Annotated in this window: 19 protein-coding genes; 4 read left to right on the forward strand and 15 right to left on the reverse strand. The window is 68.3% G+C overall.

The window, feature by feature from the left end; translation table 11 throughout:
* Positions 1–3 precede the first annotated feature (3 nt).
* Positions 4–1,578 (forward strand): phospholipase D family protein, encoded by a 1,575-nt coding sequence (locus ACQVBX_RS07910; protein ID WP_431637697.1) that lies wholly within the window; start codon positions 4–6, stop codon positions 1,576–1,578.
* Positions 1,575–1,988 (forward strand): DUF5329 family protein, encoded by a 414-nt coding sequence (locus ACQVBX_RS07915; protein ID WP_431637698.1) that lies wholly within the window; start codon positions 1,575–1,577, stop codon positions 1,986–1,988. The genes ACQVBX_RS07910 and ACQVBX_RS07915 overlap by 4 nt, the downstream gene beginning before the upstream one ends.
* Here ACQVBX_RS07915 and ACQVBX_RS07920 read toward each other — a convergent pair.
* Both ACQVBX_RS07920 and ACQVBX_RS07925 read right to left on the reverse strand, forming a co-directional pair.
* Positions 1,945–2,871, reverse strand: coding sequence for a DMT family transporter (locus ACQVBX_RS07920; RefSeq protein ID WP_431637699.1), 927 nt, complete (start codon positions 2,869–2,871; stop codon positions 1,945–1,947). The two genes, ACQVBX_RS07915 and ACQVBX_RS07920, sit on opposite strands and share 44 nt — an antisense overlap.
* A gap of 132 nt (positions 2,872–3,003) precedes the next feature.
* A complete protein-coding gene (locus ACQVBX_RS07925; RefSeq protein WP_431637701.1) occupies positions 3,004–4,566 on the reverse strand; it encodes a carbohydrate-binding protein in 1,563 nt (520 codons plus the stop codon).
* A 451-nt stretch (positions 4,567–5,017) separates the two neighbouring features.
* Here ACQVBX_RS07925 and ACQVBX_RS07930 point away from each other — a divergent pair, with 451 nt between their 5' ends.
* Positions 5,018–5,476: a TspO/MBR family protein gene (locus ACQVBX_RS07930; protein ID WP_431637703.1), complete on the forward strand. Its 459-nt coding sequence runs from the start codon at positions 5,018–5,020 to the stop codon at positions 5,474–5,476.
* Here the strand turns inward: ACQVBX_RS07930 and ACQVBX_RS07935 are convergent.
* From ACQVBX_RS07935 to ACQVBX_RS07975, 9 genes are all read right to left on the reverse strand, one after another.
* Positions 5,460–6,206, reverse strand: coding sequence for a hypothetical protein (locus ACQVBX_RS07935; RefSeq protein ID WP_431637704.1), 747 nt, complete (start codon positions 6,204–6,206; stop codon positions 5,460–5,462). The genes ACQVBX_RS07930 and ACQVBX_RS07935 overlap by 17 nt on opposite strands.
* Positions 6,207–6,375: 169 nt before the next feature.
* Positions 6,376–8,760: a glycoside hydrolase family 3 N-terminal domain-containing protein gene (locus ACQVBX_RS07940; RefSeq protein ID WP_431637705.1), complete on the reverse strand. Its 2,385-nt coding sequence runs from the start codon at positions 8,758–8,760 to the stop codon at positions 6,376–6,378.
* Between the two features lie 149 nt (positions 8,761–8,909).
* Complete coding sequence (locus tag ACQVBX_RS07945) at positions 8,910–9,176, reverse strand: DksA/TraR family C4-type zinc finger protein (protein ID WP_431637706.1); 267 nt, start codon at positions 9,174–9,176, stop codon at positions 8,910–8,912.
* 103 nt (positions 9,177–9,279) lie between these two features.
* Positions 9,280–10,542 (reverse strand): diguanylate cyclase domain-containing protein, encoded by a 1,263-nt coding sequence (locus tag ACQVBX_RS07950; RefSeq protein WP_431637707.1) that lies wholly within the window; start codon positions 10,540–10,542, stop codon positions 9,280–9,282.
* A 128-nt stretch (positions 10,543–10,670) separates the two neighbouring features.
* Entirely contained in the window at positions 10,671–11,957 is a 1,287-nt protein-coding gene (locus ACQVBX_RS07955) for an MFS transporter (protein ID WP_431637709.1), read from the reverse strand.
* An 80-nt stretch (positions 11,958–12,037) separates the two neighbouring features.
* Positions 12,038–13,786 carry a GGDEF domain-containing protein gene (locus ACQVBX_RS07960; RefSeq protein ID WP_431637711.1) on the reverse strand — a complete coding sequence of 583 codons (1,749 nt, stop codon included), beginning with the start codon at positions 13,784–13,786 and terminating at the stop codon, positions 12,038–12,040.
* Between the two features lie 291 nt (positions 13,787–14,077).
* Positions 14,078–15,856, reverse strand: a complete 1,779-nt coding sequence (locus tag ACQVBX_RS07965; RefSeq protein WP_431637713.1) for a GGDEF domain-containing protein — start codon at positions 15,854–15,856, stop codon at positions 14,078–14,080.
* 31 nt (positions 15,857–15,887) lie between these two features.
* Positions 15,888–16,121 (reverse strand): hypothetical protein, encoded by a 234-nt coding sequence (locus tag ACQVBX_RS07970; RefSeq protein ID WP_431637715.1) that lies wholly within the window; start codon positions 16,119–16,121, stop codon positions 15,888–15,890.
* Between the two features lie 123 nt (positions 16,122–16,244).
* Positions 16,245–17,045, reverse strand: a complete 801-nt coding sequence (locus ACQVBX_RS07975) for an SAM-dependent methyltransferase (RefSeq protein ID WP_431637716.1) — start codon at positions 17,043–17,045, stop codon at positions 16,245–16,247.
* Positions 17,046–17,285: 240 nt separating this feature from the next.
* Between ACQVBX_RS07975 and ACQVBX_RS07980 the strand changes: the two genes are divergently transcribed.
* The gene (locus tag ACQVBX_RS07980; RefSeq protein WP_431637718.1) at positions 17,286–18,422 is read left to right on the forward strand and encodes a DUF1615 domain-containing protein; all 1,137 of its coding nucleotides are present in this window, start codon (positions 17,286–17,288) and stop codon (positions 18,420–18,422) included.
* Positions 18,423–18,497: 75 nt separating this feature from the next.
* Here the strand turns inward: ACQVBX_RS07980 and ACQVBX_RS07985 are convergent, their stop codons facing one another.
* The 4 genes from ACQVBX_RS07985 to ACQVBX_RS08000 all read right to left on the reverse strand — a co-directional run bounded on the left by ACQVBX_RS07985 (position 18,498) and on the right by ACQVBX_RS08000 (position 24,401).
* Entirely contained in the window at positions 18,498–19,976 is a 1,479-nt protein-coding gene (locus tag ACQVBX_RS07985) for a glucosyltransferase domain-containing protein (protein ID WP_431637720.1), read from the reverse strand.
* A gap of 211 nt (positions 19,977–20,187) precedes the next feature.
* Positions 20,188–21,789: a YadA family autotransporter adhesin gene (locus ACQVBX_RS07990; RefSeq protein WP_431637722.1), complete on the reverse strand. Its 1,602-nt coding sequence runs from the start codon at positions 21,787–21,789 to the stop codon at positions 20,188–20,190.
* Positions 21,790–22,222: 433 nt separating this feature from the next.
* On the reverse strand, positions 22,223–22,861 hold the full coding sequence (locus ACQVBX_RS07995; RefSeq protein WP_431637724.1) for a glutathione S-transferase N-terminal domain-containing protein: 639 nt from the start codon (positions 22,859–22,861) through the stop codon (positions 22,223–22,225).
* Positions 22,862–22,904: 43 nt separating this feature from the next.
* Positions 22,905–24,401: an amidase gene (locus tag ACQVBX_RS08000; protein ID WP_431637726.1), complete on the reverse strand. Its 1,497-nt coding sequence runs from the start codon at positions 24,399–24,401 to the stop codon at positions 22,905–22,907.
* Between the last annotated feature and the right edge of the window lie 289 nt (positions 24,402–24,690).

Consider the following 24,690-nt stretch of genomic DNA (forward strand, 5'->3'; position numbering starts at 1 on the left):
TCCATGTCCACACGCTGGCGCCATCTCGCCCCCGGCCTGCTCGCCATGCTCGCCCTGAGCGGCTGCGCCACGCTGCGCAAGGACTTCCCCAAGCCGCAGACCACGGCACTGCCGCCGAAGCTGGACACACCCAGCGCCCGCTACGTGCATCGCGAGGTCGCCAGCCACGACGAGCAATCCGGCTTTCGCCTGCTGACCTTCAGCACCAACGCGCTGATGAGCCGCGTGACGCTGGCCGACCATGCCAAGCACACGCTGGATCTGCAGTACTACATCTTCGCCAACGATGCGACCGGCCGCCTGGTGGCGCAGCGCCTGCTGGCGGCGGCCGATCGCGGCGTGCGCGTGCGCTTGCTGCTGGACGACATCAACATCGACAAGCAGCTCGACATGCTCGACGCGCTGGACTCGCATCCCAACATCGAGGTGCGCCTGTTCAACCCGTTCGGCACCCGTGCGCGTTCCGGGTTGGTGAAGGCCACGCAGTTCGTGCTCGACGGCAGCCGCCTGAACCACCGCATGCACAACAAGTCGTTCATCGCGGACAACACGGTAGCGATCGTGGGCGGGCGCAACATCGGCGACGACTATTTCGACGCCGGCGAAAGCACGCACTTCCGCGACCTGGACCTGATCGCGATCGGCCCGGTGGTGCGCCAGGCCTCGCAGGCGTTCGACGAGTACTGGAACTGCGATGCGGCCTATCCGGTGAAGGCGTTCAGCGGCAAGCATCCCGGTCATCTGGAACTGGCCACCTTGCGCCAGCAGCTGGCCCACGATGCGCGGCAGTTCGCGCAGAGCGACTACGCCCAGGCCACGCTGGAGCAGCTGCCGCACGGGCCCTCCGGCGACCGGCCTGGCAAGTGGTTCTGGGGCCACGCCACCCTGGTCGCCGACCAGCCGGCCAAGATCGACGCCGACGGGGACGATCCCAGCCTGCGCATCGGCCCGGACATCAAGGCGATGCTCGACGGCGCTCAGCACCACGTGCAGATGATCTCGCCGTACTTCATCCCCGGCGACGACGGCACCGCGTTCCTCACCGGCCTGGCCAAGCGCGGCGTGCGCGTGCAGGTGCTCACCAACTCGCTGGCTTCCACCGACGAGCCGGCCGTGCATGCCGGCTACTCGCGCTACCGGCTGCCGCTGCTGCGTGGCGGCGTGCAGCTGTACGAGCTGCGCCCCGCGCCGGGCGCGAAACAGCCGGCCACCGATGCGGGCAAATCCTCCGGGGTGAGCCTGCACGCCAAGGCGATCGTGGTGGATGCGCACGAGGTGTTCATCGGCTCGATGAACATGGACGAGCGCTCCAAGCTGCTCAACACCGAGATGGGCATCATCGTCGACAACGCGCCGCTGGCCGAAGCGGTGGAGCGCTACTTCGACGATGCCAGCCGCCCCACCAGCGCCTGGCGCGTGATGCTCGACCCGACCAAGCCGGCCGCCGATGCCGGGTTGCGCTGGCAGGGAGACGAGGGCGGCCAGCTGGTTACCCACGACAGCGATCCGGACGCCACTGCCGGCCGCAAGGCCGAGGTGGGACTGATCAAGCTGCTGCCGGTAGAGAGCCTGCTGTGAGGCGCCTGTTGCGGCTCGCCTGGATGGCGCTGCTGATGTTCGCCACGTTCAACGCCATGGCGCAGCACGCTCCCGCCATCGAGCAGCGCAAGATCGATTACCTGATCCAGTCGGTCGCCCAGCTGCACGGCGCGCAATTCATCCGCAACGGCAGCAGCTACGACGCCAGTGCCGCTGTGCACCATCTTGAGCTCAAGCGACGTTACGCGGGGAGCCGGGTGCACACGGCCGATGACTTCATCCGGCTGTGCGCCACCGGTTCGTCCATGTCGGGCAAGCCGTACACGATCCGCTTCGCCGACGGCCATGTGGAAACCTCGGCGCACTGGCTGCGCGCCCGGCTCGCCGCCTGGCGCGAGATGCCGGTCACGCCCGCGTCCGGTTCACCAGCCACAAGTCCGCACCGATAAGCGCACCGCCGGCCAGTTGCAGCGGCGACAGTGCCGTGTGCAGTACCGCGACCGACAGCAGCACCGCGAACAGCGGCGCCAGGAACAGCCAGCCGCTGGCGTGGGTGGCGCCGCCGCGACGCAGCGCCACAAACCACAGCCCGAACGATCCGGTAGATGCCGGCAGCGCCAGCCACGCGAACCACAGCCACTCGCGGGCGCCGATGCCGGGTGGCCAGCGCTCTCCGCCCGCATAGGCCAATGCCAGCAGCACCAGTGCGCCGATCAGCATCTGCCAGAAATTGAGCGCCAGGCCGCCGATCGGCAACGCGGCGCGCTTGTTGAGGGTGGTCGCGATCGCCCAGCACACCGCCGAGGCCAGGCAACACAGCTCGCCGAACAGGGCATCGTGCTGCCCCGTCAGCAACGCGCCAGGCCCGATCGCCAGCGCCACGCCGAGCATGCCCAGCAGCAGTCCCGCCACGCGCGCCGGCCCCAGCGATTCGTGCAGGAACAGCCGCCCCAGCAAGGCGACCCAGATCGGATTGCTGAAGAGCAGGATCGCCGCCGCGGCGGCCGGGATGCTGCGCATGCCCACGAACAGCAAACCCATCACCGCCGCCGTCTGCAGCAGCCCGATCAGCGCGACCGTCCACGCCTGCCGCGGCGCCATCGCCGCAGGCCACAGCTGCGCACGCAGCGGTACGCGCGCCATCGTCAGCAGCGGCAGCGTGGCGAGCGACGCCACCAGGAACCGCCAGCCCACCAGCAGGATCGCCGGCACGCCGTGGCCGAGCAGGATCTTGCCGGCGATGAAGCTCGAGCCCATGAGGAAGGTGGCGCCAACGAGCAGCGCGTAGAAGCCGGCATCGGCGCGCGCAGGGGCAGAACGGGGATGGCTCATGGCCGAGCGCGCAGATGGCATGCGTCCACGCTAGCGAGCACGCCGGCCGGCTGTCGACACGGCCTTGGTCTAAGTACCTTCAAGCACGCCCGACCAGCGGGCCGGGCGTGCGCGGGTGATGCCGTCAGCGGATCAACGGCCCAGGTCGTGCAGGAAGCGCTGGGTGTATTCCAGCGAGGTGGTGCCGTCGATCGAGTTGCACACCGGCGAGGCGTAGCCGGTACTGCCGCCGGCGCACGGCGTGTCGCGATCCAGCGACCAGAAGTGCACGCCCACCAGGCCCGCGTTCACCGCATAGGCGGTGACGGTATCGACGTTGGCCGCGGTGAAGGTTTCGCTGGTGACGTCGTTGAGGCCAATCATCGGGGTGAGCTCGATGTGGCTGGCCGGTACGCCATAGGTGTGCTGCAGGTTGGTCACCGCCTGGATCGCCGACTGCCCCATGTCGCACACGCCGCCGGACACCACGCACACGCCGGCGCTGGGGCCGCCGAAGTCCATCACCATCAGGTTGATGGTGTAGTGCTGCAGCGAGGACGCCAGCACCGCGCGCACCACCATGTCGCCCACGCTGTTGAGGCCGCCGTAGCTGCCGTCGGACGCGGCCAGCGTGGCCAGCGTGAAGGAGAAGCGCAGGTTCGGGTACAGGCCCTGCGCGTAGACCGCGCCGGCGACGAGGTTGTTGATCTGGGTCTGGGTCTGGCCGCCCTCTATGTCGAAGTCCACGCCCACCAGATGCGCGCTGTTGTAGCGGCTGATGAACTGCGCCATGCCCGCCGTCGAGCCGCAGGTAAAGCTGCCTGCCTGGCCTCCGGTGGATACCACGTAGTTCACCCCCGCATCGGCCAGCGCCTGCACGTTGGCGCTGGCGAAGTTCGCGCCGGGAATGCCGCCCCAGCTTTCGCTGCCGCACTCGCCCGAGGCGAACGCCAGGGTGATCGCGCCGAGGTTGGGCACGTAGTTCGACACCAGACTGTTGCTGCCCACCACCGGAATCGGCGAGCCGGTGGCGGCCGCGGTGCGCATGGTGTTGGTGTTCCAGTCCATGTTGATGGTGACGTCCTTGTACGGACTGAACAGCAGGCTGTCCGGCGCTGGCGGCGGATTACCCGTACCACCGCCGCCGGTGCCACCGCCGCCCGTGCCACCGCCACCCGTGCCCGAACCATCGCAGCTGCCCTGGGCCGTCCACGGCTGCGCCGAACCGGTGGGGCCGTTGTGGGTGGCCGGATCGTCGCCTTGGGTCCACCAGTTGGCCACGTAGTTCACACCGTTCTCGCTGGCCGTCTGCCCGCCCGTGTAGACCGTGCCGGCGCTCCAGGCAACCGCGCAGCTGGAGCCGGAACCGCCGCCCGAACCACCGCCTCCGGTGCCACCGCCGCTGCCGCCACCGGAGCCGCCGCAAGCGCCCTGCGACGTCCACGGCTGACCCGAGCCGGTGGGGCCGCTGTGGGTCGCCGGGTCATCGCCCTGGGTCCACCAGTTGGCCAGATAATTGACGCCGTTCTCACTGGCCACGGCGCCGCCGGAGTACGCCGTTCCGGCGCTCCACGCGGCCGCGCAGGTGGCCGCCGTCTGCGCATGCACGGTGGCCGGCACGGCCGACAACAACCCGGCCGACATCACCGAGCCGCCGAGACTGCCCAGCACGCCGAGCGCCAGACGGGACCACGAAACCGATCGCTTCACATTCATTGGGACGTTCTCCTGATGGATACATCGCTACGGGTGGTTGTCGGGCGTTGTCGCGGCCGCGTCCTGTCGGCCGGTGGGGATGACGTCGCCGGTGCATCCCTGCAGCTACCGCTTATGGATACCGCCAAGCGTCCATTGGTAAGCCTTTGATGACAACGTTGTCTATGCGAATTTTTCCAAACTGTGACGGGTCGCCTGATTGGTGCGACCGCACATAAAGGCCTAATAGAAATGGACTTGGACAAAGAGCATGCCGGTGGACGGTGATCTCTCGTGCGGTCGCCCCGCGTGCCAGGGGCGGCTCACTACGCGCCCTGCCAGATGCACTTCAGCGCATTGATTGACAACGATGTCTACAGGTATCGCCCTGATCGAGTCATTCACGCGGCGGCGCTTGTGACCACCCCGCCTCACCGCTAGCCTCGACCGCCTTCATGCGACGGAGCGACCGATGCGCCAGTGGATGTCACTCGTGGGATTCGTGCTGCTGGCGTTCGTCGCCGGCTTCGTGGGCAGCCGGTTCCTGCCCGGCGACTGGTACGCGGGGCTGGCCAAGCCTTCGTTCAATCCGCCCAACAGCGTGTTCGCGCCCGTGTGGAGCGTGCTCTACCTGCTGATGGGCATCGCCGCCTGGCGCGCGTGGCGCCAGCGCGGCATCGATGCAGCTACCGGGCTATGGCTGGCGCAACTGGCGTTCAACGCCGCGTGGTCGTGGCTGTTCTTCGGACGGCACCTGCTCGCGGTGGCGCTGGTGGAGATCGTGGTGCTGCTCGCACTCATCGTGGCGACCACCGTGGCGTTCTTCCGCCGCGATCGCGCCGCCGGCTGGCTGATGGTGCCGTACGTCGCGTGGGTGAGCTTCGCCACCTTGCTCAACGCGGCGCTGTGGCAGCTCAATCCGGCTGCGTGAGGGCCGACGAGAGCAGCGCCGCGGTATCGAGCAGGCGGAGCCCCGCCGCTTCGGCAAGGTGCTGGCGCAACCAGTAACCGTGCTCCACGCCCACCGTGACCACGATGCGCTGCCCCGGGTGATCGGCGGCCGCCTGCTTGATCACGGTGAGAAAGTGCCGGTTCCAGCGCTCCCAACCTTCGCGCTCGCCGGCACCGATCGCCGCCTGCTGGAAGGCGTGCTTCGCGCGCAGCATGTCGTCGGTGGTGGCGTCATTCACCGCCGCGGCATCGCGCCAGTGGGTTTTCAGCGCGGCATAGGTGGCGTCCGAGTAGGCAGCCAGCGCAGCAACCGCCGCCCCACCGGAGGCCTGGAAGGCCGCGTTGGCCTGCACATACGGGCGCAGGATCGCGCCGTACTCGGGCTCGGACGGCTCCATCGCCACCACCGTGTAGTGTCCGCGCGCCAGCAGCGGGTAGATCATCTTCGGGTATTCCTGCTTGGTCTGTTCGGGCGCGCGGGCAGCAAGCTTGTCGGCGCGCACCTCCAGGCACAGCACATCCGGATGCAGCTGCTCGATCACCTGGCGCAGGCGGTCGAACGAATAGCCCGGCACCTGGGCGTGCATCTGGTGCAAGGTGGCCAGCACCACCACCTCGGCCGGGCGCGACTTGGCGCCGGTCGCCCCGGCGACACCGGTAAAACCCAACAGGACGGTGCAGACCGTCGACAGCCAGTGCCTGTGACGCATGGCAAATCCCTCAAGTGAACGTGCGCGGCAATCTAGCCGCGCCACCGGATGTCACTGAAGTGCCGAAGGATGGGCCAAGACGATCGGCACCGCCGCTACCGCCGGGGGCGCCTATACCGCATCCATGGCGGATGCCGCGAGCGACGGCATCCACCATTCGGGTCGCGGATTACGGCACCACGTCGAAGTCGGCCTGGCCGCTGGCCAGCGAGCTGCCGCCGACCCACACGGTGTAGTGCGTGGGCTCGACCACCGGCTGGCTCTTCACGTTGTAGAACGAGAGTTCTGGGAAACCGAGCTGGAAGGTCACCTGCCTCGACTCGCCCGCCTTCAGCGTCACCCGCTGGAAGCCCTGCAGGCTGCGCACCGACTGCTCCACGCTGGCGCCGAGGTTGCGCACATACAGCTGCACCACCTCGGTGCCGGCGCGCTTTCCGGTGTTCTTCACCGTGGCGGTGACGGTCACCAAACTCTTGGCATCGGCGCGATTGGCCTCGGCCAGCGGCACCTGCTTGCGCGACACCGCGACATCCGAGTAGCCGAACGTGGTGTAGCTGAGGCCGTAGCCGAACGGATACAGCGCGTCGTTGGGCACGTCGATGTAGCGCGAGATGAAGCGCGTGTCGCCGGCCGGCGGCTTGCTCAGGTCGGCGTCACCGGCCGGACGGCCGGTCGGGAACTGGTTGTAGTACAGCGGCTCCTGGCCCACCGCGCGCGGGAAGCTCATGGTCAGCTTGCCGCTGGGAGCGACATCACCGAACAGCACATTGGCCACCGCGTTGCCGGCCTCGGTGCCGGGGAACCAGGTTTCCATGATCGCGCCCACGTGCTGGTCGGCCCAGTCGAGCACCAGCGGGCGGCCGGAGAACACCAGCAGTACCACCGGCTTGCCGGTGGCGACGATGGCTTCCAGCAGCTGCTGCTGGTTGCCCGGCAGGTCCAGGTGCGCGCGCGAACCCGCCTCGCCGCTCATGCTGGAGGACTCGCCCAGCGCCATCACCACAACATCGGCCTGCGCGGCCGCCTGTTTGGCCGCCGCGAAGCCGGCCTGCGAGTCGGTGAGCACGTCGGTGCCCTTGGCGTACAGCAGCTCGCCACCGACCTTCTTCATGCGCGCGGCCAGGCCGCCGCGCAGCGTCACCACGTCGGGCAGGTGCTGCGCGCCGCCCCAGGCGCCCTGCATCTCGCTGGCGTCGTCGGCGAGCGGGCCGATCAGGGCGAGCTTCTTCACGCCGGCGGACAGCGGCAGCACCGGCGACTGGCCGTGGCCACCGTTCTTCAGCAGCACGAACGACTCCTCGGCCGCGCGGCGCGCCAGCGGGCGGTGCGCATCCACCGCCTGGGTCACCTCGGTGCCGCGCGCGTAGGGATGCTCGAACAGGCCCAGCGCGAACTTCACTCGCAAGACACGGCGCACGGCCTCGTCCACGGTGGCCATGGAGAGCTTGCCCTCCTTCAGCAGCTTCGGAATCTGGGTGTCGTAGAAGTGGCTCATCATGTCCACTTCCACGCCGGCCTCCAGCGCCTTCTTCGTCGCGGTGGCGGCGTCCAGCGCAATGCCGTGGTGCGTCAGTTCCATGATCGCGGTGTAGTCGCTCACTACGAAGCCGTCGAAGCCCCACTCCTTGCGCAGGATCTCGTCCATCAAGTACGGATCGGCGGTGGCCGGCACGCCGTTGAGCGCGTTGAACGAGCTCATCATCGTGGCCGCGCCCGCTTCCACCGCGGCCTTGTACGGCGGCAGATAGACCTGGCGCAGGCGGATGTCGGACATGTCGGTGGTGTTGTATTCGCGGCCGGCTTCGGCCGCGCCGTAGGCGGCAAAGTGCTTGACCGAGGCGGCCACGCTTTCGGGCTTGGACAGGTCGTTGCCCTGGTAGCCGCGGATGTAGGCGCGCGCCATCGCCGAGCCCAGGTAGGCATCCTCGCCCGCGCCCTCGGTGGAGCGACCCCAGCGCGCGTCGCGCGAGATGTCCACCATCGGCGAGTAGAACCACTTCACCCCGGCCGTGGTGGCTTCGCTCGCCGACATGCGCGAGACGTCCTCGACCAACTGCGGATCCCACGAGGCGGACAGGCCCAGCGGCACCGGGTAGATGGTGCGGTAGCCGTGGATGACATCGGCGCCGAACAGGATTGGGATACCCAGCCGGCTGTGCATCGCCGCCTCCTGGAAGCGGCGGGTCTTTTCGGCGCCGATCACGTTGAGCATCGAGCCGAGCTCGCCCTTCTTCGCCAGGTCGTAGGCGTCGACGTGATCGCGGGTTTCCGGGTTCACCGCAATGGCCGCACCGGAGTCGGCCGCCGTGGGGGCGGAGGATCCCTGGTCGTTGTACTGCATGAGCTGGCCGATCTTCTCGGCCAGGGTCATCTTCGCCAGCAGGGCGTCGACCTTGTGCTCGATCTGCGGCGAAGCCAGCTGGGCGTTGGACGGAGGGGCCTTCGCAGGCGCACCGGCCGGGGCGGCGACGGCAGTGCCGGCAACGGCCATCGCGATGGCGGCGCTCAGGAGCAGCGAACGGGGGCGCAGGCCGGATCGGGGCTGGAAGTTCATCGATTCTCCGCGGGGTGGCGGGCGCCGGCAGACCGTCGCCCGAGTCAGGGACCGCGGGAATGTAAACGTTTACGTGCCCTGCCGTAAATGCGCGGTGCAATATGCCGTGGCGACCAGGAAGGGAGAGCGGGCGCCCGGCCCGAGAGGCCTCAGCGCAGCTGGCTGTCTTTGCTGCCGCGCCGGTTGTACAGGCCGGCGGCGCGCTGGTCGGCGTCGATCGCCGCCTGGCAGGTTACGCACAGCCGCACGCCGGGCACGGCCTTGCGCCGCGCGGCGGGAATCGGTGCATCACATTCTTCGCAGCGTTCCAGACCGGGGCCCTGCCGCAATTGCTGGCGCGCCCGCTGCACGGCATCGCTCACCGTCGCGTCGATCTGGTCCTGCACGGCGCCGTCGCCGGCCCAACCGGTTGCCATGGCCTGCCTCCGTCTCGCAGCTTCCGGAACGCCTCGCGGGCGACCGGAAATCTCTGACCCTGTCAGCGCAAGATGATGTCGGACACCGCACAACTCAAGCGCGTCAGTCCGCGCGCAGCTCGCGTGCGCCCTGCTTGTGGGCGTACATGGCACGGTCGGCGGCGGCGTAGAGGCAGGCCTCGTCCGGGCCGTCATCCGGGTAGAACGCCACGCCGATGCTGGCGTGGACGGCGATGCGCTCGCCCTGCACCTCCAGCCCATGGCGCAAGGTGGCCTGCAGCTTCTCCACCAGGGCGGCGATTGCCTCTCGGCTGTCCGCATCGGGAAGGATGGCGGCGAATTCATCGCCACCGAGCCGGGCGAGCGTGTCGGTGCCACGCAGACGCGCTTGCAGCCGTTCGGCGGCAGCTATCAGCAGCGCGTCGCCGGTGGCGTGGCCGCGCGTATCGTTGACCTGTTTGAAGTCATCCATGTCGATTACCAGCACCGCCACCCGCCCGCGTCGCTCGCGCGCCCGCACCAGGGCCGCGTCCAGCCGCCGTGCAAACAGCCGCCGGTTCGGCAGCCCGGTGAGAGCGTCGTGCATGGCATCGTGCTTGGCTTCGCCGAGCTGCTCTTCCAGCACGGTAAAGATCATGCCGGTGGCCACCAGGAACTTGGGCAGATTCCAGGACTCGTCGGGAATGCGCAGCCCGGGCAACCAACGATCCAGCGCATACGCCACCGGAAACACCGACGCCCACGCCACGAAGCTGGCCGTGGTGAACAGCACGCCCAGGCTCGTGCGGGCCGCTCCACGCCAGAAGAACCAGGCCACCAGCAGGTAGTGCCAGAACAGCATCCAGATCAGCGCCTGCTCCAACGCGGCGGCCTGCACCAGCGCCGCCTGGATCGCATAGGCGGCGAGGATGGCCGCGGCCAGCGGCCAGCGTTCGCGCTGCCGCGCGTGACGGCGATCGATATGGAACAGCCACAGTGCCGCGGCGGCGGCCACCACACTCAGGGCCAGGAATGAGGTGCGGTCGGTGACGCCGCACGCCAGCAGCACCACGAACAGCACGTCCGGCGAGGCCACCAGCAGGGTCCAAGCGAACCCGGTGGCCCAACCCGAATGACGATCCTGCCCTGCCCAGATGAAGGCGACACTGGTGAGCAGCAGCATCGACAGCGACACCGCCTCACCCGCGTCGGCCCAGGTGGTGGCGTTGAGATAGACCAGCTGCGCCGCGATGTGGACCAGGATCATCACCCAGCCCACCAGCCAATAGCGCAACCGCGTCTGCTGGGTTCGCCGCACCAGCGAAGCGAACACCGTCACCAGCCCGCCGATGGCAAGCAGATCCGGCAGGACGGAGAGATTCATCATGATTGACGTGCGCGCACGTCCGCGCCGCTGGCCGCAGTCTGGCCAGGGCACCGAAGTAGCGCAGGATGAAAAATGCTGTTCACGCAGGGATAGCGACCGGCCCGAACCAGACTTTAGTCTGCCAGGGCTCAGCCCTCGCCATCGGCCTGAACCCGGGGCATCGCCGCCAACGCCAGCAAGGTGAGCGCGGCCGCACCGGCCAGATAGAAGCCCACGGACGCCAGCCCATGGCGCGCCGCCAGCCAGGTCGCCAGATACGGCGCCAACGACGCGCCGAAGATGCCGGCCATGTTGAAGGCCAGCGACGCGCCGGTGTAGCGCACCGGCACCGGAAACAACCGCGCCAGCACGGTACCCAGCGGACCGTAGGTCAGCCCCATCACGCCCAGCCCGAGCGATAGGAACACCAGCACGGCAGCCGCGCTGCCGGCGGCAAAAAGCGGCGCGAACACCAGGCCGAAGCCGAGGATGAGCACGGTCGACAGCACCATCATGAAACGCGCGCCGTAGCGATCCGCCAGCCAGGCCGACAACGGGATGGTGGCGGCGAAGAACAGCACGCCCACCATCTGCAGCAGCAGGAACTCCTCGCGTGCGTAGCCGAGCCGGCTGGTGGCCCAGCTCAGGCTGAACACCGTCATCAGGTAGAACAGCACAAACGTCGCCAGTGCCACGAACGTGCCCGCGACCAGCGCGCGCGTGTGGCGTGTCACCACCACCAGCATCGGCAAGCGCACGCGCTCGTGCTTGGCCATGGCCCGCGCGAACGCCGGCGTCTCGTGCAACCGCAGGCGCATCCACAAGCCCACGCCCACCAGCACCGCACTGGCGAGAAACGGCACGCGCCAGCCCCAGGCGAGAAAGGCGGCCTCACCGATGCCGCGTGTCAGACCCAGAAACAACCCGGTGGAAAGGAAGAAGCCGATCGGCGCACCCAGCTGCGGAAACATGCCGTACCAGGCCCGCCGCCCCGCCGGCGCGTTCTCGATCGCCAACAGCACCGCCCCGCCCCACTCGCCGCCCAGCCCGAGCCCCTGACCGAAGCGGCACAGCGCGAGCAGCGCCGGCGCCGCCACGCCGATGCGCGCATAGGTGGGCAGCAGGCCGATGACCACGGTGGAGAGACCCATCGTGAGCAATGCCGCCACCAGCGTGGCCTTGCGCCCGATGCGGTCGCCGAAGTGCCCGAACACGGCCGAGCCCACGGGCCGCGCGAAGAACGCCAGCGCAAACGTGGCCAACGATTGCAGCGTCGCCGAGGTGGCGTCCGACGAGGGGAAGAACAGCGCCGGAAACACCAGCACCGCCGCCGTGGCGTAGATGTAGAAATCGAAGAACTCGATGGTGGTGCCGATCAGGCTGGCAAACAGCACGCGGCGCGGGGACTGGACCGGCGCGTCTTCGGCACGGGACATGCGATGACCTCGATGGGACCGATGGTCGGTCGATTCTGCCAGAGCGGCGCACCCCGCATGGCACCGCGATGGGTGGACACTCAGGCCGACTCGGGTTCGTCGCAGACCGGTCGGGCAACGACTACCCGATTGCGGCCGGCGCGCTTGGCCCGGTACATGGCATCGTCGGCATCGGCCATCAGCTGGCGCAGGTCGTGACCAGCGTCGCGCGTACCGGCGACGCCCAGGCTCGCCGACACCCGCACGTCGCGCAGATCGCGGGCACCGCCGGCACTGGCGATCGCGACCCGCAACGCTTCGGCGCGCACGGCAATGTCCTCGACACAGCTGCCGGGCAACAGCATGGCGAACTCCTCGCCGCCCAGGCGCCCGAAGATGTCACCCGTCCGCAGTTGCCGTGCGCATACATCCACCGTGCGACGCAGTACGCGGTCGCCGACGAGATGGCCGTGCGCGTCGTTGATCTGCTTGAAGTGATCCAGATCGAACACGATCAGACAGGCCGGTTCGTGGGTGGTCGCAGCGGCGGCGAGGATCGCCTGCGCACGCTCCACGAAGTGCTGGCGATTGAAGATACCGGTAAGACCGTCGTGCCGAGCCAGCTTCATGAAGCGCCGCTGCGAGCGCTTGAGGCGAACGGCCAGGAACGCGACCGAAGCCAGCAGCGTGAGCAGCAGCGCAATCAGCAGCCCTCCGGCCTGCATGGCCTTGCGATCCAGTGACTGCTGCAACTGCAGGATACGGTTGCGGCTAGCCAGGGCTTCCGCCTCGCGGCGGCGCTCGGCCAGTCGCAAGTGAACGCCCTGATAGGCCTGCGCCTGCGCGCTGGCGTCATCGAGGTGGGCGCGCTCAGCCTCGCTGTATTTCTGGTACCAGGCCAGCGCCGAGGCGTCGTCACCCGCCTCGTGCGCCACCGCGTAAAGCACCCGGTAGGCGATGGTCAGCGGCTCGCTGATGCCATCCCCGCGCCCATCAGTGACTGCCTCCAGGGCGCTGTCGCGCGCCGCGGCCCATTGCTGCCTTGCCAGCAGCGCCTGCGCAAGTAGGGCCTTGAACTGCGCCATCTGCCGCTTGTATCCGGAGCGTTCCACCTCGGGCAGGTGCTCGCGCAACAGGGCGATGGCGCCCGCCGCATCACCCTCGGCAATCAGCATGGCTGCCACGTCGCCGCGCAGGTAGTTGGCAAACAGCGGCTGCCCCTCCGCACCGCAGAGGCGGATGACCTCGGCAAGGCCTGGGTCGGAGGCATCGAGCCCACCGCGGCGGAAGCGGGCGTGTTCGCTGTGGACGCGTGCGCGGCATGCGCCTTCGCCCGGCGGCAGCTGTGCCAGCATCTGGTCCACGTAACGGATCGACAGGTCGTACTGTCCCGCCGCCGTCATCAACTGCGCCGCCTCTCCCAGAGCCTGGAAGCGCGCCGTCACGTCGCGCACCTGGGGCATCTCGCGCATTAGCAGATCCAGCTCGCGATAGGCGTTCTCGTAATGCCGGGTCAGCGCGAGGGTGTTGAGCAAGGTGGTGCGGGCACGAAACCGGATCAGCGGGTCGGGTGCCTTAGCGATGATCTCGCGCAAAGCGCGCTGCGCACGCGCGATGTCACCGCTGAAATCCTGCTGCCACGCATGCAGATAACGCAGATGCCACCGCTGCGTCTCGGTCAGCTGCCGGGCAGAGGTGTCCAGCTGCGCCAGCGTGGCGCGAAAGGCGGGGTTGTCGGCGGTCCGGTCGCGCTCGGCGCGGGCCAACAGTTCGGTGGCCGGTGGCGAGTCCTGTGCGCGCGCCGGGATGGCACAAGCTAGGGCGACCGCCAGCAGCCATGCCGAACGCATCGCGCGTCGGTGCCTGGCGTTCATTGCAAGCGTCAGCGCTCGCGCGGAGCGGCCACCGCACGCATGAGCGAAGTCATCGATCGAATCCATGCTGCCCCGCCCTCCCCACCTTGCGGCGAGCCGACATCGACGCGCTCCCCCTGCACGATGATCGACACGCTCACTGAAGGATGAAACAGACGACGGCGGATTGCGAGCGGCGCGGTTGCTGGTGCACCTGGCCTGGTCGTCGTCGGCAGCTCAAAGCATGCTTACGGTCGCATCCGCGCGCGACCGGTGGAACGCGATCGATCAGAGCGAGGCGGCCTCGCCCTGCGGCACGTCGTCGAGGACGACGCGGTTGCGCCCGCCCCGCTTAGCGCGATACAGCGCATTGTCTGCGTCGGCCATCAGCTGCTGCAGGTCGTAGCCGGCATGCTCGGTGGAGGCCACGCCGAGACTGGCCGAGATCACCACGCCACGCGTGTCTTCGTCATCCGACGTTTCCGCGATGGTGACGCGAATGGCCTCGGCACGCTCGGCAACGCTGGCCAGCATGCAGCCCGGCAACAGGATGCCGAACTCCTCGCCACCGAGGCGACCGAAGATGTCGCTCTTGCGCAGGTGATCGTGGCACACGGCCACTGCGCGCTTGAGCACCAGGTCGCCAAAGGCATGCCCATGGGCATCGTTGATCAACTTGAAGTGATCCAGGTCCATCAACAGCAGGCAAACGTGCTGCCCGTCGCGCTGCGCCGCCGCCAGCATCCGCTCGGCCTGCTCCACGAAGTGCTGGCGATTGAAGATGCCGGTAAGGCCATCGTGACGCGCCAGTCGCATGAAGCGCTTCTGCGAACGCTTGAGGCGGATCAGCCAGAACACCACCGATGCGAGCACCGTCAGCAGCAGCACGATCGACAGGCGACTGGCCTGCACCGCCTTGCGGTCCAGCGCCTGCCGCAGTTGTAGGATGCGGTTGCTGTCCTCCGCCTGCTGCAGTTGCCTCAGCTTGTCGTCAACCTCCTGCTTCACACGCTGGTACGCCAGTGATGAGGCGCTGGCCGCGTCGAGCGTATGTTTGTCGGCTTCCACAAAGCGCTCGTGCCAGTCCAGCGCCTCGGCTGCGTTGCCTCGTCGCTTGGCCACTTCGTACAGCACCTGATAGGCGCGAGCCAGCAGAGGTGTCGGTGCGACCGGCAGCTGATCGGGCACCGACTGCCTCGCATGGCGGTACGCGCCATCAAGGTCGCCACTGCGGTACAGGGCGTCGGCCCACGTGGCGGCCCAGTCATGGATCAAGGCACCGTAGCCAGAACGCGCTACCTCTGACTGGAATCGCTGGAGGATGGTCAGCGCTGGCCTGATCTGTCCCTGCCGGATGAGCGTCTGCGCACGGATGAGGCGAATCGCGTCCGCCCAGAACAGATTGCCTGTCGCCACACAAGCATCGATTCCCTGTTCGTAAGCGGGATCCTCCGGAGGCAGCGTGCGCGCCGAGGACATGGCCATGACCAGCAGATAGGTGGCCTGGCACGTGCTGATGCCTTGCGGTTCCAGCGCCACCCCCAGCCGGGCGTATTGCGTTGCCAGGTCCGCCTGGCCCGCTGCCACCAACAATTGGGTGGCTTCCCCGATACCCTGGAAGCGGACCACAGGATCCTCGATCGACGGCAAATCCTTGAGCAGCCGGTCGAGTTCGCGGTACGCGGGCTCGTACTGATGGGTCGCTGCCAGGGGATTAATCAGCGTGGCGCGAGTGCGAAAGCGCAGGGTGCGATCCGTGGAACCATCAAGCACCCTCCTGAGCTCGGTGATGCTTGCCTCATACCGCCCTTGATAGACGTCCTGCCATCCCTGCAGGTAGGCCAAGTGCCAGCGCTGGGTCTCGCTGAGGCCATCACGGCGCGCGGACAGGTCGACAAGCAACTGCTTGAAGCCGGCATTGTCCGCGACCTTGATGGCCTCAGCCCGAGCGAACAGTGCTTCGGCCGCCGGGTCGAATCCCACCTGAGCCGAGGCATGCGTCGCAACGGCACAAAAGAGCACGGCGGCCACCAGCCACCCTGAAACGGTGACCGCTTTCCGCGTCATGCTGACATCTCCCTGTGAACCACGAACGCGACTATTCCGAAGGCGCCGCTGGCGGTGACTGCTCGTCCTCGCCGCCTTCTTCTTCCTGTTCCTCTTCCTCCGCCGGGAAAACCATCCCGTTGAGCGGCTGGCCAACGTGGGCGCTCAGCTCAGCCGGGATCCCCGCTCGGAGAAGCGCGTCGGCTTCGTCCGGGCTGTCACCCTTGACCGTCCCCCACGGCGCGTTTGCGCCCAGCCGTTCCAGTGATTCGACGATATCTTCCATTACTCCCCCTTCGACGCCGGGCATCGGGTCACGCGCCATGCGCACCCATTCTGAAGCGTCCTTCCAAGCATAGCGCCGACTCCGGCCCCGTTTAGCGCTTTTGCACCCCGCGTCGCGCCCCCCTTATGGGGTGTCTTTTACCACCAATGCGGCAAGGCGCTCTGCTACCCCCGGATCCGGCACGGCCGTCTCAGCAGGTGGGAGAACCAGCGTATCCAATGGATCAACCTCCGCTTGAGGCAGCCGCGACAACGGTATGCGGCGAACCAGGGGTTGCTGGGTGGGAAGCGTGGCCGCCCGGTACAAGATGACTTCGTGTTCTGGCGGGTAATCCTTCCTCAACCGATCGACGAGCACCTCCCGGTGCGCCTCATCCGTGGTCCGCCGCGCCAAGGAGCGATCGCCGGCCACGCCGATCTGCCACAGCACCAACCAGGCGGCCGGATCGATGCGCCGCCGGTAGAGCATGAAACGCGTCGCTTCGTAGTGCTGGCAGCCCACGGTGCCAGGATCGATACCGAGATCGGCATAGAGGCAATCCTCGGCCGATACGCCTGGCTCCATCCATCCGGCGTGGCCTCCTGTCCTGGCCTCGGTAATGGCGCGATGTGGCACCCAGGCGAACACCCCGGGGTGGCCGTAGAACGCCCCGCACACACGCTTGCCGGCGCGCACTTCGACCAGCATCGCCTCGACCATGCCCCGGTAGCTGCGCATGCGCGATGTTCCTTCGCGATAGAACGGTTGCAGGCTCCGCACATCCGGGTTCATCCGCCGCACCCACTCCTCCATGAGCGCATCGGCCACCAGCACGAACACCACGTCCGCCTGCTCGATACAGCTGCGCGCCCGCGGGGTGATGTGGGCACCCAGCATCATCCCCACGCCCACGCAGGCCAGGCTGCCGGCCTTGTGCTTCTCCACGCTGTTCTCCCCCAACCTGCCGGACCTGGCCAGCGGCATAGCATGCACCATCTCCCGAGGGCAGCGCGGCGCCTGCAGGCCGCGCTGGCGCGGCCCTGCATAAGGTGGTTGGAGAAGCACCCGACCCCATTGCACCGCGCCTATCACCCTGCACGCCAGCCGCGCGAACCAGAGCCTGTTCAAGCTGGCGACATCGTCGATGCCCCATCATGGCGCGCTCCCATTCCACCGCCAGGATGCATGGATTACCCGACCGTCTCAGTGGCGACACGCCGCCTCGCTCGCCGCCGACACCGCTTCTGGCTAGTTTCCGCCTTGGCGTTTATCGCCGGTTGCGCCACCCAGCAGGCGCAATCGCCCGGCCAGGATCCGGCCGAGGTGCAGGCACGCATCCTGCGCGTGCTGCCAGCCCAGACCGACGACCGTGCCGGCTGGGCGCGCGACATCACCGCGGCGTTCGCGGCCCAGCAGATCGAGCCCAGTGGCAGCAACCTTTGTGCGGCCATCGCGGTAGCCGGGCAGGAGTCCAACTTCCAGTCGGATCCCGCGGTACCTGGGCTGGGGCGCATCGCGCGCGCCGAGATCGACCGGCGCGCGGCCGAGCACCATATCCCCCAGTTGCTGGTGCGCGGCGCACTGGCGCTGCACGGACCGGACGGCCGTAGCTACGCCGACCGCATCGCCGACGCCCGCACCGAGCGCGAGTTGAGCCGCGCCTATGAGGATTTCATCGGCATGGTGCCGCTGGGCAAGCGGTTGTTCGGCGAGGCCAACCCGGTACACACCGGCGGCCCGATGCAGGTGAGTGTGGCGTTCGCCGAAGCCTATGCACACGATCACGACTACCCGTATCCGGTCGACGGGTCGATCCGCCACGAGGTGTTCAGCCGGCGTGGCGGCCTGTATTTCGGCATCGCCCATCTGCTCGGTTACGCCGCCGATTACCCGACGCCGCTGTACCGCTTCGCCGACTACAACGCCGGCTTCTACGCCAGCCGCAACGCGGCGTTCCAGGCGGCGGTAACCCGAGCATCGGGTATTCCGCTGGATCGCGATGGCGACTTGGTGAGCTACGGCGATTGGGGCGCACGCAGCAAGACCGAGCTGGCCGTGCGCACCCTGGCCGAACGCTTGGACCTGAGCGAAGCGGCGATCCACCGCGACCTCGCCAAGGGCGAAACCGCCGCGTTTGCCGACACGCCCACCTATGCCCGCGTCTACGCGCTCGCCGACCGCCTGCAGGGTCGACCGCTACCGCGCGCGATGCTGCCGACGATCCGGCTGGAGAGCCCGAAGATCACCCGCAAGCTCACCACCGCCTGGTTTGCCCAACGCGTGGACAGCCGCTATCGCAGCTGCATGGCGCGGATACGCTGAGCCAGGTGCTTTCGCCAACGACACCGTGCTTTAACGGTCCCGCACGCTAGATGCGTTGCTGCGGCCCGATCACCCTCACCGGCGTTCATCGGCCGAAGGCAGGGCCGCCGGCTGGAACTGCACCCAGGCGATCCCGCCTTGCACGCACAGGCGATAGCCCGCGGCGATCCGGTCAGGCGCAACTGCGCAATGGGCCGCCAACAACGCATCCCCGGGAAGCGGCTGATTGAGCAGTGGTCGACGTGCATCGACCCACTGCGGCAGGTAGAACATCAGCAAGCCGCTGGTGGCGAAGCGGTCGTCGGCATCGAGATAAGTTGGCACCAGGCGGCGCATCAGCGGAAATTCGCCGGCGACGTGTGCGGCCAGCGGCGAGAACCCGGCCGAGCCGGCCACCACCAGGCGATGTATCGGCTGGGCAGCCGACAGTGTCGCCAGATCGTCCGCCAGACGCCCGGCGATGTGCTGCTCGTAGTGCTGCTGATCCGTCATCGCGTTGCCGTAGGCGCTCGCGATCACCCACATGCCCAGCGCGAACATGCTGGCCACCGTGACGCACACCCGATCGCCCCACGCCAGGGTGCGCAACGCCACGCGCAACACCAGCAGCCCCGACGCCAGCAACGCGCCAAGGCCGACCAGCACGCGCGGCTGGATCTCCGGCGCGCGCAACAGCAGCATTGGGCCCAGCGCCGCGACCATCGCCAACCCCGGCATGGCCACGGCCAGCGCCATCAGCAGCACCTGCTGGCCGCGCGATCGGTACGGGGCACGCGCGCACGCGTGGCGCAGGCCCACAGCCACGCAGCCCAGTGCGAGCAGCGTCGCCAGTGTGCCGAACACGGCCCACCAATCCGCATTGAAAGAGCCACCGACGAAGCCGTAGAACGTGGCCACGTTGTCGGCGATGCGCGGAATCTCGCGCCAGCTGCGGATGGGTGCCGCCTGCCGCTTCACCCAGCCGCTGATGTGCATGCCCACCAGCAGCTCGTAGACAACCATCGCCACCACGATCTGCATGGCGCGACGACCCAGCGTGCGCAGCCCCGCGCTCGCCGCGTGATCGGTCGCCTGCGTGAGCACCAGCTCGGCCAGCGCCAGCACCAGGAACACGTTGATCGCCGGCTGGTACAAGCACAACGCGCCGAACACGCTGGCAATACCCCAGCCGCTGCCGCGTCGCGTGGCCGGCAGCAACAGAGGCCACACCGCCAGCCACACCGCCAGCGCCATGCTCAGCGCATCGAACTGGTAAGAGAGGTTCTCGAGAAGGAACGGCTGCGCGCCGAGTGGAAACACCAGCAGCGCGGCCAGCCACGGCGAGGCGTCGGTGAAACGCCGTGCCAGCCGTGCGCCCGTCCACGCCAGTACGACGATAGCGCCGATCTGTGGCAGCGGCGCGATGTCGACCATCGCATGGTTGTAGCACTGCAGGGCGCGCATCAGCAGTGTGGCCAAGGGACGGCCGTTGGAATCCCAGCTGGCCCGCCCGAGCAGCGCGCGCTTCAGATCGTCGTTGTACGGGCGATCGGCATGCAGGAGGGGGTAGAGCATGAGAGCCAGCAGCCCGAGCAGCCGCCAAAACACGGGGCTCACCTCGCGGCCCGCTTCGTCCTTTCGGCGACCTTCTCCCACCGGTTACTCCACGCGTTCGCCCTCGCCGGGCGGTACCGCAGGTTAGTAATCCCGGCTTGCGGTCCGCTTTCGGCGGTCGCGCAGTGGCAGGCCTTGTCTCGGCAAAGCCTGCCGCGCCAGCGCGCTATGCCTACCAACTCACTACGGCGGTCGCGCGCGCGGCACTGTCGCCGCCCGAAGCCACAGACGTACCGAGCTGCAATTGCAGGTGCTGGCTCATCGTGCGGGCATATTCGATCCCCAGCGCCCCATACCCGGCGTAGGTGGCTGCGCTCACCGCTAGGCCACTGGTGCGACCAGCCGGAATCGCCACGGTCGGCATGGCCATGGCCTGGGCAGCAGCACGCGCTGCATAGCGACGAGCCTGTACCAGCAAACCATTGCTCGCTTGATTGAGCTGATCCAGATTGACCGCATCCGTGCCGCGTGTACCGGGCGCGACATGGGTGATCTGGCGCCGCAACGTGTCGCTGCCCACGCTGACGGTATTGTCGACGTTGGCCACCGAGCCCTGGCCCAAAGCGACCGAGTTCTCTCCATTGGCGACGGCGTTGGCGCCCAGAGCCACGGCATTGTTGCCATTGGCCACGGCGTTATTGCCCAGCGCGGTGGTCGGATCGGCATTCGCCTGGGCACCGGCGCCGATCGCCACCGACCCGGCGAAGCGCGCCACGGCACCCTGGCCTTGCGCCATTGCCCCGTCGCCGTCCGCCGAAGCGCCGCCGCCCACGGCAACCGCGCCCTGGCCAGCCGCATGGGTGGCCGTCTGCCCCTGCACCGCGCACTCCAGTGCGCCCTGGTTCACCCGGCACACGCCCATCTGTCCGTTCACCATGGCTTGGATCTGGACAGCGTTTTGCTGGCCCAGTTGCATTGCGGAGGCGGCAGTCGATTGCGCCTGGGTGGCTGCAGTCTGTGCCTGGGTCGCTGCCGTCTGCACCGCGCCAGTGGCGCTGGCGACGGAGGCATCGAGTTGGGCCACGTTGACGGCGTCGGTCGAATTTGTGCCAGCGGTCACATTGGCGATGGTCCGGGTCTGTCCGGCCGAGCCCACGCTCACCTGGTCGGCGGCACTGGTGACACTGCCGGCACCCAGCGCCACCGAACCAGCGTAAGCCGACTGTGCGCCCGTTCCCAACGCCACGCTGTTGCCGCCCGTGGCGGTGGTCGACGTCCCGCCAAAGCCGCCGCCCAGGCTGCCTGTTGAACTGCCGATCGCGATATTGCCGCCGGCGGGGGTCGCGCTATACGTGGTCGCTTGCGTGCCTAGGGCGATATCGCCGTTGCCCGCGGCGGTCGCCGCGCCACCGCTCGCCTGGCTACCGAAGCCGATGGCGGTGGTGTCGCGTCCGGTCGCAACGCTGAAGTCGCCGGTCGCCGCACTGTAGGCGCCCGAGGCCGTGCTGCTGCTTCCACTGGCCTGGCTCCAGTTGCCCAGCGCGGTACTCAGCGGGCCGCTTGCACTGCTGCTGCTACCCAGCGCCGTTCCGCTGCTGCCCGCGGACTGACTGCCATAGCCGACCGCCACGCTCCAGTTACCCGACGCGTTGGCGCTCAATCCGTCGGCCGTGCTGCCGTACCCCCCGGCAGAGCTGCCGCTGCCGCACGCCAGCTGATTCTGGCTGGTGCTCTGCGAGCACACGCCGCTGGTCGCGCTGGTTCCACCGGTCGTGGCGCTGGCGTGGGCGGGGGCAGCAACCAATACCCCGAAGGCCAAGACCAATGGCGTCATCACCCAAGCGGAGCCAATCCTGAACCTGGTCGCTCCCCGCATGAAGGACACGAGGCAAACAGAAATGTCGGGTAGGGCGCGCGACGAGGCGGAGGGGCGTGGATTTGAGGTCATACAGAGCATCCCGTGTCGAAAAAGGTTGAACCGAGGCATCACCCGAGCAGCGGACCGTTCGGTACAACCGCCCACCGGCGCCGCGTCTGCGGTGCCGGCCAGCCCTGCTTCCCCGACGGGTCCAGCTCCGGCACGCCCGAAGCAAGAGGCAGGCCAGCGGATCTGGGCGACGCGACGGCCCTCCATTTCAAGCACTTGGCTCACTGGCACCAAATTATCCCAGCGGCTGTCGCCGTCCTACCGACGGCTTTCTGGCGTGCGCCTGCGGGCGCGCGGCAATCGACGTCGTACAGCCGACGCACGAACGCGCGGTCGCAGCTCAGACGGGAGGACGATCGAAGTGATACACCGTGTTGCGCGCCGAGGCGCGCTGGCCGAATCGATCGGCATAGGCCGTCAGCGACGTATACGGCAGGAGCGGCACCGTCGGGCGAAAGGCCAGGTGCTCGAGCAGGCAGAACAGCGTGACCTCGAGCAGACTCAGATCGCGTGCAGGCAGTGACGCCAGCACCTCGTCGAGGTGAAGGTCGAGCCATTCCAGCACCTGGGCCATCCCCTCTGAGGCCTTCATAAAATAGAGATTCTCGGCCGGCAACCCCGCCGCTTGCGTGCCGAATACCAACTGCACCTGGGCTGCCATCGCATGCCAGACCAGCTCTTGAGCATTGCGCGCGACCAGGTCCGGTAGATGCTCTGTCCACACCATACGCACAGGGCGCTTCGCTCGATCGGCCAGAACCCTAGCAATGTTCTCCGTACCGAACACGGATGCATCGCCCAAGCGCAGCACCGGCAGCTTCATGGCGGGATTGCCGCCATAGTCGCGCCTGTCGCGGGAACCGAGGTCGTACACGGGCTGGAACTGGTAGGCCACATCAAACTCCGCCGCCACCAGGCGAGTCACCCGGGTGAAATGCGAACTGCTGCGGCCGATCAGGCCAGGGATGGGGTGGGCCATGGCGAACTCCAGATCAGGGCTTGGTGAATATGGGGTAGCAATCTCACGAGCAGGGCGGACGACGCTCGCCCCACGGCGCCGCCTGCTCCAGTTCGGCGGCCAGTTGCAGCAGGGTCGCCTCGTCGCCGAACGGCGCCACGAACTGCACGCCGAACGGCAGCACCGGCCCGCCCTGCTCCGCCGCCGCCCAGTGCAGCGGCACCGACATGCTCGGCGTGCCGGTGAGGTTGGACAGCTGGGTGAACGGCACGCGCGCGAGGCTGGTCTCCACCAGCTCGTCGACCATGCCGGTGGCCAGCAGCAGGCGGCCGGCGCCGAGCGCCAGCACGGCACGGGCAAGGAGGCGCTGGAATGGCGGCGTGTCGATCTCGCCGATGCGATTGGGCGGCTGCGCGGTGGTGGGCGTGAGGTAGAGGTCGTACTGCCGGTGAAAGTCGGCCAGCGCCAGCGCGTAGTCGTTCCACTGCGCGTGGCGGGCCACGTACTCGCCGGCGCTGATGGTGCGCCCGAGCAGGCCGAGCACGCGCGTCTCCAGCTCGAACGCATCCTCGCCAGCGCTAGTCAGCGCGCGGGCGCGCGCCATGCTGGCGGCCACCTGGCCGAAGTACATGGTGATGAAACTGCGGGCCAGCGCGCGGCCGTTCACCGCGGGCTCGGCCGGTTCCACCGCGTGGCCGAGATCGGCCAGCACGGCGGCGGCACGCTGCACGGCCGCCACACACTCCGCATGCACCGGCGTACCCAGCGGCGAACGCGTGCTGAAGCCGATGCGCAGGCGCCGCGGCGACCGCGCGATCGCCTCGGCGTAGGCCTGCGCCGGCGGCGCGATGACGAAGGGCGCGCCGTGTCCGGGCCCGGCGATGGCGTCGAGCAGGCGTGCGGAATCGCGCACGCTGCGGCTGATTACGTGCTGGCTGGACGCGCCTTCCCAATGCTCGCCGTCGGCCGGACCGCAGGGCACGCGTCCGCGCGAGGGACGCAGCCCGAACAGGCCGCAGTACGCGGCCGGGATGCGGATCGAGCCGCCGCCGTCGGACGCGCCCGCCACGGGCACGATGCCCGCGGCCACGGCGGCCGCCGCACCGCCGGACGAACCGCCCGGCGTGCGCGCCAGGTCCCACGGATTGCGCGTGGGCTGCGGCCACAGCTGCGGCGAGGTCTCCGCCTTCAGCGCGAACTCGGGCGAGGCGGTCTTGCCGCACACCACCAATCCCGCATCGAGAAAGCGCTGCACGATGTCGGCATGGCGGTCAGGCACCCAACCACGCAGCGCGCGGCTGCCGGACGGGCTGGGCACGCCGGCATAGTCCTGTCCCATGTCCTTGAGCAGGAACGGCACGCCGGCGAACGGACCCGTCAGCGGGCCGGCGGCGCGCGCGCGGGCAATCGCCTCCATCGGCAGGTAGATCGTGGCGAGCGCGGGGTTCACCTGCGCCGCGCGGGCCAGTGCGGCTTCCAGCACCTCGCTTGCGCTCACCTCGCCGCGAGCGATTAGGGCAGCCAGTCCGGTGGCGTCGTAACGCGAATACTCGGCGAACATCGATGGACCCGTGCGTGAGGGAGCAGTCGCCATCATAGGGGCGCGTGCGGTCGACGCTAACGAGACAGAACGTCCCGCGCGGTGCGGCTCAACACCTGCGCTCGCGATACCTCCTCTCTCCTCGGGAAGAGGATTGAGTTGAAGGGGAAGGGGCTGGCCAGAAGGTGGAGAGGAGCCAACAACAAGGCCTGCAGCGTCGCCAGCATCCGGCTCTCCCCGACGGGGAGACGGAGTCGATGCGGCAAGGTTCGGTGATGGTTCCGCGCGTTGATCAGTCCACAGCCACGCC

It is taken from the genome of Dyella thailandensis (assembly GCF_050749815.1).
Lineage (GTDB): Bacteria > Pseudomonadota > Gammaproteobacteria > Xanthomonadales > Rhodanobacteraceae > Dyella_A.